Source organism: Trichocoleus sp. ST-U2, from assembly GCF_039961875.1.
Taxonomy (GTDB): Bacteria; Cyanobacteriota; Cyanobacteriia; order Cyanobacteriales; family FACHB-T130; genus FACHB-T130.
In genome coordinates, this window is the sequence record NZ_JAMPJY010000085.1 from 1 (window position 1) to 10000 (window position 10000).

Below are 10000 nucleotides of genomic sequence, written 5' to 3' on the forward strand. Positions count from 1 at the left end.
CGCCCGTCTGAAGGCGCTCGGATTGAGGACTTTCAACTGTTGGTAGAGCATGAGCAGATTCAGTAACGCTTACCTACTTTTGGCTCATTTTCTTGATTCATGCAAGAGGTCTAATGATGCCCCCTTTTTTGCAGGCGTCGGTCTCCAAACGCTGCTCCTTTGAACTGTTGGGCATGGATAAGGAGCGGATTCTCCATCATTTTGCGCTCTTTGATGCGATTCAGATTGTTTCAGGGCGACTTATGTATACACGGTAGCTAGCAGAGGTGAGGGGCAGGGGTGGGGTCAAACCCTACTGCCTCTCATCGAGAACTGCTAGATTAATTTGCTAGAAAACAAAAAAACCGGGTTTTAAAAAACCCGGTTTCTCAAGAATTCTATTTTTCTCGATCGACAACCCACTTAAGGTTCCTGAAACGTTTCCACTTTGCCATCGGGGCCAAGAACTACCCGGATGTGGGCGTTGCGCTCGTCTTCGATGGGAGAAACAAACGGTTTCCCTGGTACTGGCATCCCGGTACGGTCAATATACTTGACTGACAGTTCTCCTAGGGGGCGAATGCGCTCGATGGAGCCATCCGGATTCAGCCGGAGATAGTATTGCAGCGGCTGTGTCAGATCGGCGGGCGGTTTCCATTGCTGTTGGAAATAGTCCCGCACTTGTGCGACTTGAGGAATCGTGTCAAATAGCCGGTCATTCTGGGCGCGATCGCTTCCAGATTCGCTGCCGCGTTTCGCTGCCGGTGGGGCAACGCTGCCGCGAGTCGCACCGGGACTCAGATCGCTGTTATTTGCAGCCGAGCTTTCCGCAGGAAGGCTGGCAAGCGACGGCAGATTGGGAAGCGGGGGAGGCGCGGCAGGAATGCCGGGGGCATTGGGGGATGCAGACTGGTTTGCACCCTCAGAACTTGAGGCGATGGAACCAGGAGCAGGAGCTGATTGCCCGATTCGGGGCGCACTCACCCCACTGCTACTGGGGAGCGGCTCAAACGGGAGATTATTGCGAATCGCCTGCTTTGGCTGTTCAGCCGGGGGTTTGGGGATGGGCGGGAAGTTACTGGGAGGAGGGGGCTGGAAAATGGCTCTTCCCTCTGGGGCAGAACGTTGTTGAATCGGGGGCAGATTGCTGAAAACGGGGTTGGAATTTCCAGGGGGATTCCGAGGAACAACGACGACCCCTGGGCTTTTGGCACTGAAAGGTGTCGGCGTAGTCACAGGAGCCGGAGATAACAAAATTGACGAAGGAGACCCCGTTGGCGTCGGCGATGGGGAAGACAAAGGAGGAGGCGTCGGCACTCCCGTCGTTGGAGTCGGCGTTATTGGAACCGGCAACACCTCGGTACCGGGCACTGGTGCCGGGGTAGTGGGTAATGGTGTGGGTGCCGGTGCAGAGGAGATGATAGTGGGACTAGGCTGCATTAGCTTCAGCGTGGCTGCTGTTATCCCCACCCCTAACAGAAAGATGGCTGCCGTCCGGGTCCAGATGGGCGGATTTTTCAACCACTGGGTGCGTTTGAGGGGAGGCAACGCCACCAATTCAGCATTGTATTCATCCAAAGCCGTAGCTAAGTCGAACAGTTGCAGCGCACTCAGCGTTACGACAGGTCCCGTTTCTTCCGTCGCCAAATGCCCCAAAAATAGGTCGTGGGACAAAAGTCCCCTCGGTTGTATATAAGGGACAAAGGTTTGAGGAGTGGGGGATTCAGGCGGCGAAAGAATGGTTGCCGCTTGGGCGGGGGCAGCAGCAGCCATCATCGGCTCGCCTACGGGCATTTGATGCACCACCGGCTGCGATCGCGGGGATTGCTGAAGGAAGTCCTGCACGTAAACGCTAACGGCTTCGCAAAGGCTTTCTAATTGAGCGCGATTTCCGCGGATCGTCACTCGTCGATCTTCTGGCTGTCGCGGATCGTCAAAGCTTAGCTCAAATCGTAGATGCTTCAGCACGGGTTGTCCTGCCCAGCGAGACAGGGGCGAATCTTTCGCCTGGATTTCCAACGTGCAGGTGGGGGGTGTAAAGCGTCGCAAAACCATTTTGCTAATTCAGAGGATTGCTAATTGCTAAGTGTGAATTGCTAGCGGGCGCGATCCAAAAGTGCTAACCAGAGACGCCGATGACCATTGGGGCTACTGTAGAACAGGAGATCGATCAGAAGTTTCAAGGCCAAGTGGCTCAAAGCGTCGGACGATACATTGTCTTCTTCCTCCATGCGTTCCTGGTAAGTGTTGCTGAAGGCATCAAGATAATCTCCTAGTAAAGAAGCTTCGTGGGGTTCCCGGTTTTGCTCGGCTAGCTGTTCGAGCAAGGCAACGGCACGTCGGATTAGCTCTTGCTGCTGTCCGGCAAGGTGACAGACGATTAAAACAAGCGATCGCGCTTCCTCCACATCTAACTTTTTCCGCCCTCCCGAACTCTTCCGCATGGGGTTAGACTGGCGCAATCGCCACAAAGCCACCCGATCTGCCACCATTGACTCTAAATTCAATTGTGCTGCGGCTTGGAGTATCGCGTCGGAACCGATGCCTGCCAATGCTTCGAGCGCCAATAAAATTAAATCCAGTTGGGCTTTGATATTGTCCAACTGTACGGGATCTGGCGCGGAAGCAAGGGGTAAATCCTCCCAGCGGGGGGTTGGCGTCGTTGGTGTCTTCACGATGGAGGGCATATTTTTAGCTTAGGTGACGCAACTGGTAATAACTTCGCCGTTACGAGTCTTGAAACCAGACTATCGCGGTTTTAAGTAAGTTTCCTGTCGTCGCTCATGGCGAATGGCTGACTGTTTTTAAACAATTCGCCATTAGTAATTCGCTACTTAATATAGGCGATTGTGACCCCCGTGCCACCTTCTGGAGTGCCAGCTAATTCAAAACGCTCAATGAGAGGATGCTGTTTCAAGAATTCGTGGACACCATCTCGCAGCCTTCCGGTTCCCTTGCCGTGGATAATCCACAAACAGCCCGCATCCATCGCTTGGGCGATCGCTTTCTCTAATGCCATCTCGGCATCCGGCACTCGACTCCCCCGAATATCGACGGTATTTTTGGAGGTGCGAATCGTGGGTTGTGGTTTGGGAGGTGCGGGTGGCTCTTTTGGAGTCGCCGCCGGTTTGGCTTTGGCGATGGGATCGGGTTTTTGTCCGTCCAAAGATTCGATATCTTCGAGGGAGACGGTCATTTTCATTAATCCAAATCGCACGCTCATCTGACCCTCTGCGTCTGGATTGCTCAGCACTTCGGCGGTTTGTCCTAGGCGGGGAATCCGGACGCGATCGCCTGTTTTTGGTTTAAATCCCGGCTTGGGTTTGGGGGGCGGCGAGGGCAACAGATGACGTTCGGCAATTTCATTCAAGGCGTTGGTTGCACTTTGGGCATCTTGAGCGGTAGCTGGACCTTGCTGTAACCGCCGAATGACTTGGGCGATTTCTCCTTTGGCTTGAATCAGGGCTTCCTGCACAGCGCGTTCCTGGGAAAGCTTCAGCTGCTGTTCCCGTTCCTGCAAAGCGGCGGCTTTTCTCGATACCTCCTGATAAAAACGCTCTGCTTGCTGCAACAACTGACTGGCTTCTTGGGCTTTAGTTTCTTGATTGCGCCGTTGTGCTTCCAGTCCAGCAATCACTTGGTTGATGTCTTCTGAAGCACCTCCCACATAAGTTTGCGCTTGTTCGACAATTTCCCCCTTCAATCCCAACCGTCGCGCAATCGTCAGGGCGTTAGAACGTCCTGGAATTCCCCACAACAGGCGATAAGTGGGGCTGAGGGTTCGATCGTCAAATTCTACCGAGGCATTTTCAAAGCGCTCGTCTTCATATTTGAGCGCTTTGAGTTCGCCGAAGTGAGTGGTTGCAATGCTGAGATTGGCATGGTCTGCCAGATATTGTAAAAGCGCGATCGCTAAAGCACTTCCTTCTGCCGGATCGGTTCCCGCTCCCACTTCATCTAGCAAAACAAGGGAATTTGGGGTCATTCCCTCGGTAATTCGGCTGATGCGACGAATATGCCCGGAAAAAGTCGATAAACTCTGCTCTAAAGATTGTTCGTCGCCAATATCCGCCAGCACCAAATCAAACCAAGGCAATTCTACCGGCTCCCGCGCCGGGACAAATAACCCCACCTTTGCCATCAGTGCGGCTAATCCTAAAGTTTTTAGGGTGACGGTTTTGCCGCCAGTATTCGGCCCGGTAATCGTTACGACCCGAATCTCCGGCTGAACCAGTAAATCTACGGGCACGACGGCACCCCCGTTTTCGTGTCGCTGCTGCCAAACCAATAAAGGATGGCGCAACTGGCGCAGGGTGATGGAATTTTCGATTTTCGATTTTCGATTTTCGGCTGGGGATTCTCCCAACGCCTCTTCCGGGTTCCCTGGCTTTTCTGGCGGGGTGCGTTCGATAAATCTGGGAGGATTCGCTTCTAACCAATAACTGTATCTTGCCCTAGCAGCTGCCAAATCCAAAGTCGTCGCCACTGCCAACAACTGCTCTAAATCGGGTTTCACGGCTGCCACTTGTACCGTCAACGCTTGGCGGATGGCTTCTTCTTCGACTTGTTCTTGACGCCGCAACTGCCGCAATTGATTTCCCAATTGCACGATCGCATTCGGTTCGATAAATAGCGTCGCGCCGCTACCGGAAGTGTCGTGGACGATGCCGGGAATGGCGTCTTTTTGCGGTGCTTTGACGGGGATCACGAAGCGATCGCCCCGCTGTTTGATCGTCTGTTCCTGGACTGCATTGGCTTGGCGCTGCAAGATCCCCTGCAATATCTGATAAATGCGACCGCGTAGCTGCCGCAGTTGGATGCGAATCCCGCCCAATTTGGCACTCGCCCTATCAGCTACGTCTCCCCGCTCATCGATACAGTGGTTAATTTCCTGCTCTAATTCGGGATAGGTGCGGATATCGGCAACCAGCTCTTTCAGCACTGGCACATCTTCTTGATCGTCAATAATGCGCCGCAGACGCCTAACTCCAACTAAGGTGGTCGCGATCGCTAGCAACTCTTCCCCTGCTAAAATTCCCTGAAGTTCCGCCCGCTCCAGAGAATCTCCGATGTCCTGAATTCCTTCAAAACTCAACCCTGGAGAAAGACGATTCTCCAACTGGTAAATTTCCTGAGTTTGGGCGATCAGTTGCAGGCTCTCTGGCTGAGTCGCTGGGATTTGCAGATGATTGGCAGCGATCGCGCCCAACTTAGTGGCAGCAAAGGTAGACAAATGCTGACACAGGCGGGGCCATTCGAGTAATTCTAAGGTCTCAGATTGAATCAAAGCTTAAAAGCTATATCTAAATATTCAAGTGCTTATCTATATTAATTTTAAGCTCTGATTAACTGACCGCACGAGAACAAACATCCGCCAGCACCGCTTTCTTTACGCAAAGGCACCTTCCATCTCATACTGGCTTTCGGTAAGTGTCTCCCACCCGGTTTCCTCCCAAGGTTCCAGAACTCCGGCTGACTCTAAGGGAGCGATCGCTTCCAAGTGCATCAGCTCCTCTGTGTCAAAATCATCAAATATTTCAGTGAGTGCTTGCAAGTCGCGCTGCCTCATCGGCATTTGCATCACTGTGAAATAGCAAGCCAGCGCTGACTTGTTGGTAGATGCAGACATTTGCGTTCCTGATGAAGATAATTGCTTCAACCTAAAACAGGCTTTAGCTGCTTACCTCTATCCCTTTAGTGAAGTTTATTGCTCTTAAACTCTGCCTCTAGGAGGATGTTATTTATAAGCTCACTTGAACTTAACTCCAAAATTCTCTTTATAGAGAATACAAATTAAAAAAAGTTATCTTTTTTCCGGTTTTTCAGGAATGGCGGCTAGGCTAGTGATGTTTTATCTCAGTTCACGCGATGTGCAGGTTTAAGAAAGCCGTTTGATCGAGGCGAGGGATTACCTACATTTGATGAAACCAAGAGTTTCAACTTCAGGCAAACTGAGCCAACAACTGAGCCAAAGAGTGAGCCAAAGAGTGAGCTGAATCGCCAATAACGCTCTGAGATGATCTAAGTGCAGTCAGTTTAATTAATCGATGAAGCGCAAAGACGAACTTCTCTATTAAGGACTTTCTTGCGTAAGTCTTGAAACGATGGAATTTCTAACTCAATTAAGGACACTAGGCATTCATGCTGTTTAATTCAGCCAACCTACCCTACTGGATGTTTCTAGGGATGGGAGTCCTTTTATTCCTATTGGTGATTGTTTCCGGAGGAGGAGACTCCGACGTAGATGCCGACATAGACGCTGACATAGATACCGACGTAGATGTTATCGACGTAGACACCGACACGGATGGTAGCTTCAACTCCTTGGAAATTTTGGGATGGTTAGGCATTGGCAAAGCGCCGCTAATCCTATTATTAGGAACTGACTTTAGCCTCTGGGGTGTCATCGGCTGGATGCTCAATGTTTGGGTTGGTAGCCTCACAGGTGGCATCCCCTACCGTTTTTTTGGGTTAGGGGGAGTGGTGTTATTAAGTTCAATGGCAATCAGCTTGTTTCTAGGGGGGTTGATTTCTCGACCTCTGGGAAAAATCTTTGCTGCCTTTGGGGAAGATGCCAGTAGCGATCGCTTAATTGGTTGTTTCGGTACGGTAAGTTCTGCCTTTATTCCCCATAAACACAGAGGCAAAATTGGTCAGGTAGATGTCATCGATTCAGCGCGAAATCTTGTCACCATCAGCGCCACTTTACCTGATTGGGCAACGGTTCTCCCGCGTCGCAATGAAAAAGTCTTAGTCATTGAACGTTTGGAACACCACTATTTAGTCGTCGCTAAAGATAGTCCCGATCAAGAGCATTGGCTAGAAAATGCATCCAAAATCAAGTAATAAATCTATAAAGAATAGGATTCGCCGCGATTCAAGCAAAGTCTATCTATGCGCTTACGCTAACCCTGAATTTAGAATTTCAACTTGCCTAGGTAGATAGGTTTCATCTGTATAGCCGCAACTTTCAATTGCTAGAGAAACTAACAGCTAACAACCAATTTCTTCAAAATTATGCTATTTTGGCTTACCTTCATCCAATCATTACCAATTGCTACCACATCTGAACTCTCGGAACAACAATGGCAAACCGAGGCGAGTTTACCCGAAAATGAGTCTACTTTAATCGCTCAGACTCTTCCAGCCCCAATACAACCAACGATTGCCCAACTGGGAAGTGGAATTATCTTCCCTGGAATTATTGGTGCTTTGGTTTTATTACTGTTATTTAGCATCTGGGCGTATACGCGAGTTTATGTTGTTACACCCAACAACGAAGCTTTTGTGAGAACTGGCGGTGTTTTCATTAAAAGTAAATCCGTCATTCTGTATGGTGGTTGTGTTGTCTTACCTGGATTTCATCAGCTTACCCGCGTCCCTTTGCGAGAAATTTCGATTGACGTTGAGCGCACTGGGAAGCTGGCAGTTCGTACCCAAGATTACCTCCGGGCAAATATGCGGGTAACATTCTATGTCTGCATTAATGCCGACGAACAAGATGTTTTAACAGCGGCGGCTAGGCTGTCTAGAGCAGGAAAAATTACGCCGGAAGATATTAAAGATGCCCTAGAAAAACGGGCGGACGATGCGATTCGGGCAGCAGCAAAAAATAAGAGTCTAGCCGAAATTGATTCAGACAAGATTGGTTTTGCTGATGCTGTTTTAAATTTAGTTCAGCAAGATTTGAAAAAAGTAGGTTTGACGCTGAACAATATTGCCATTTCAGAAATTGAAGAAAGCGATACCTACGATACGAATAACTTCTTCGATGCTCAAGGCGTGCGACTGCGGACTGAAACAATTCAACGCTCGATTCAACAAAAACGAGAAGTTGAATTAACGACTCAAGTTACCATTGAGCAGAAAGAACTGGATGCCCAAAAGCGATCGCTCCAAATCGAGCAAGAAAAAGAAAACGCCAAACAAGAGCAACAGTTACAAGTAGAAGCACTCAAAGCTCAAAAACAGCGGGAAATACAAGAATCGAAAGACAGAGAAGCTGCAACCGTGCAGCGTACCAAGATTTTGCAGCTTAAATCCGTTGAAGAAGAAGAAATTCGCAAGAAATTGGGGGTGCAACAAAGCCAAATTGAGGCAGATATTTCCCTAGAGGAACGCAATAAACAACTCAAGGTGGCGCAAGCACTGCAAAAACAAGAAGCGGAAGTTGCGGAAATAACCCGTCAACGCATCATTCAGGAGGAAGAAATTAACAAAAAACTGGCAGTACAACAAAGCCAAATTGAGGCGGATATTTCCCTAGAGGAACGCAATAAACAACTCAAAGTGGCGCAAACACTGCAAAAACAAGAAGCAGAAATGGCGGAAATTATTCGTCTACAGACAGTAGAATCCTCGAAATTGCAAGCGCAAGTGCAGGTAGCGGAGTCTGAAAAACTGTCAAGAATTGCCCAAGAAGAGGTAGCGATCGCAGTCGCCAACAAAAAACGCGAAAGCTTTGTCGCCGAAGCACAACAAGCGAGAGCAGAGGCATCTGTAACGACTGCAAGCGCGATTGAAAAAGCCGAACGGGATAAACAGCTTTCAATTATTGCCGCCGAACGAGAAGCCCAAGAGAAGAGTATTAGCGATCGCAACGTTGTCGAGATTGACGCTTTCCGGCGCAAGCGGCAAGCGGAAATTGCCCAACAAGCAGCGGAACTAGAAGCGGAAGCAATTCGCACCCTAGCCGATGCTAACCGTGACAAAGCTTTAGCCGAGGCTGAAGGGATTCAAGCCCAAATTTCTGCCCAAAATACAATTAGCGATGCTAACCTCACAGCCAAGATTATTACCACAATTTGGCCCGATTTAGCAGATAAACTGCCAGAAATTGTCAAGGCATTGGCACCTCAACCAGGAGTGATCGGCGATGCCCGAATTTACTCCTTCCCCGGCGCAAATGGCAGCAACGGCAACGGTGCCGGTGACATCAACAAAATGTTACTATCCACCAGCGGTTTAGCCTTAATTAACACCTTGCTTGAAGATGGCAAATTAGGCTCATTAATTGGTCAAGTTAGTAATCTGGTTCGTAGCAACAATGGCAGTATCCCGCCAGAAGCCCTTACCGCTATGATTTCCTCAGTAGAAAAGCCAAGCCAAAATAACAACCAAGACGGTATGCAAAGCAGTTAACCCGTCTTTCCAACCCCTCTCCTGTAGAGACGCGATATATCGCGTCTCTTTTCCGTAATTGGGAAGGCGTTTAGGTCTTCTTGTCCGAGAAGGATTGGCATATGCACTCTACTTTGGGAAGATGCCACTCACGAACGGCTGAGCCAAGTTTGAAGGGAATTTTACCCAGGCGAATCCAGCCACACGACAATGAGACGGTTAATCCTCCCCCTAATCGGGTTGTTGGCGCTTTTCGCCTCTAGCTGTAGTTCTGAGCGTGTGGCAGCTACCCCAGAACAAGTTATACGCCAAAACAACCTCTGCCCTTCTCCCACAACCCAAGCTCAAGACTTTCGCGTACTGGGTACCCGTCAATGGTCGCAGGGTGTAGTGGTACTCTATAGCGCCATCTGCCCCAGCAGCGATCGCCAGCAAGCGTCGCCACAGATATTGGGTCACAGCGTGCTTGTGCGTAAAGAAAGTGGCTGGGAACAGATCGGTAATGACAGCGCTGAATTCTTTCTGGATCGCCCACCGTTACCACCAGAGCAGCTGGTGTGGTATGGAAGCGGCAACTACTCGAACGATAAAACTGGTGAGACTTACGCCCTCACTTACGGTAAGGTACTCTCGCCGGAAGTTGCTGCTGTTGAAATCACCTTTGATAACGGGAAGATTCTGCGCGACGAAGCCACTAACGGTGTTTTTGTCCTCATATCACCAGGCGCTAATCATTCTTGCCAAATGCGGGTACTGGGTAAGGATGGCAAAATACTGCGGCGCATTAATAGACCTCTTGCACGAATCAGCTAACCAGAGCTAGCTCAAAGTTGATGATGCCTGCGAGTAGATGCACTCGGCGCGTAAAGTGCCGCCGTCGATTCCGATAGCGCTCAGCCAA

The 10000-nt window shown here is 49.8% G+C and carries 7 protein-coding genes; 3 read left to right on the forward strand and 4 right to left on the reverse strand.

Features of this window, described 5'->3' with window-relative positions:
* Window positions 1-402 precede the first annotated feature (402 nt).
* The 4 genes from NC996_RS27685 to NC996_RS27700 form a co-directional block, all read right to left on the reverse strand.
* Entirely contained in the window at window positions 403-2034 is a 1632-nt protein-coding gene (locus NC996_RS27685; RefSeq protein ID WP_190684416.1) for a DUF4335 domain-containing protein, read from the reverse strand.
* A gap of 41 nt (window positions 2035-2075) precedes the next feature.
* Complete coding sequence (locus NC996_RS27690; RefSeq protein WP_190536439.1) at window positions 2076-2666, reverse strand: DUF3038 domain-containing protein; 591 nt, start codon at window positions 2664-2666, stop codon at window positions 2076-2078.
* Window positions 2667-2809: 143 nt separating this feature from the next.
* Complete coding sequence (locus NC996_RS27695) at window positions 2810-5266, reverse strand: endonuclease MutS2 (protein WP_190536440.1); 2457 nt, start codon at window positions 5264-5266, stop codon at window positions 2810-2812.
* 102 nt (window positions 5267-5368) lie between these two features.
* Window positions 5369-5608 (reverse strand): hypothetical protein, encoded by a 240-nt coding sequence (locus NC996_RS27700; RefSeq protein ID WP_190524838.1) that lies wholly within the window; start codon window positions 5606-5608, stop codon window positions 5369-5371.
* A gap of 512 nt (window positions 5609-6120) precedes the next feature.
* Between NC996_RS27700 and NC996_RS27705 the strand changes: the two genes are divergently transcribed.
* The 3 genes from NC996_RS27705 (at window position 6121) to NC996_RS27715 (ending at window position 9912) form a co-directional block, all read left to right on the forward strand.
* The gene (locus NC996_RS27705; protein ID WP_190412220.1) at window positions 6121-6825 is read left to right on the forward strand and encodes an OB-fold-containig protein; all 705 of its coding nucleotides are present in this window, start codon (window positions 6121-6123) and stop codon (window positions 6823-6825) included.
* Window positions 6826-6996: 171 nt separating this feature from the next.
* Entirely contained in the window at window positions 6997-9120 is a 2124-nt protein-coding gene (locus NC996_RS27710; protein ID WP_190684419.1) for a flotillin domain-containing protein, read from the forward strand.
* Between the two features lie 189 nt (window positions 9121-9309).
* Window positions 9310-9912 carry a hypothetical protein gene (locus NC996_RS27715; RefSeq protein WP_190684422.1) on the forward strand — a complete coding sequence of 201 codons (603 nt, stop codon included), beginning with the start codon at window positions 9310-9312 and terminating at the stop codon, window positions 9910-9912.
* Window positions 9913-10000 lie beyond the last annotated feature (88 nt).

Bases quoted from the DNA above. Each gene is read 5' to 3' on its own strand.
- NC996_RS27715 (WP_190684422.1), top strand. From the start codon at position 9,310: ATGAGACGGTTAATCCTCCCCCTAATCGGGTTGTTGGCGCTTTTCGCC.
- NC996_RS27685 (WP_190684416.1), bottom strand. From the start codon at position 2,034: ATGGTTTTGCGACGCTTTACACCCCCCACCTGCACGTTGGAAATCCAG.
- NC996_RS27700 (WP_190524838.1), bottom strand. From the start codon at position 5,608: ATGTCTGCATCTACCAACAAGTCAGCGCTGGCTTGCTATTTCACAGTG.
- NC996_RS27705 (WP_190412220.1), top strand. From the start codon at position 6,121: ATGCTGTTTAATTCAGCCAACCTACCCTACTGGATGTTTCTAGGGATG.
- NC996_RS27710 (WP_190684419.1), top strand. From the start codon at position 6,997: ATGCTATTTTGGCTTACCTTCATCCAATCATTACCAATTGCTACCACA.
- NC996_RS27690 (WP_190536439.1), bottom strand. From the start codon at position 2,666: ATGCCCTCCATCGTGAAGACACCAACGACGCCAACCCCCCGCTGGGAG.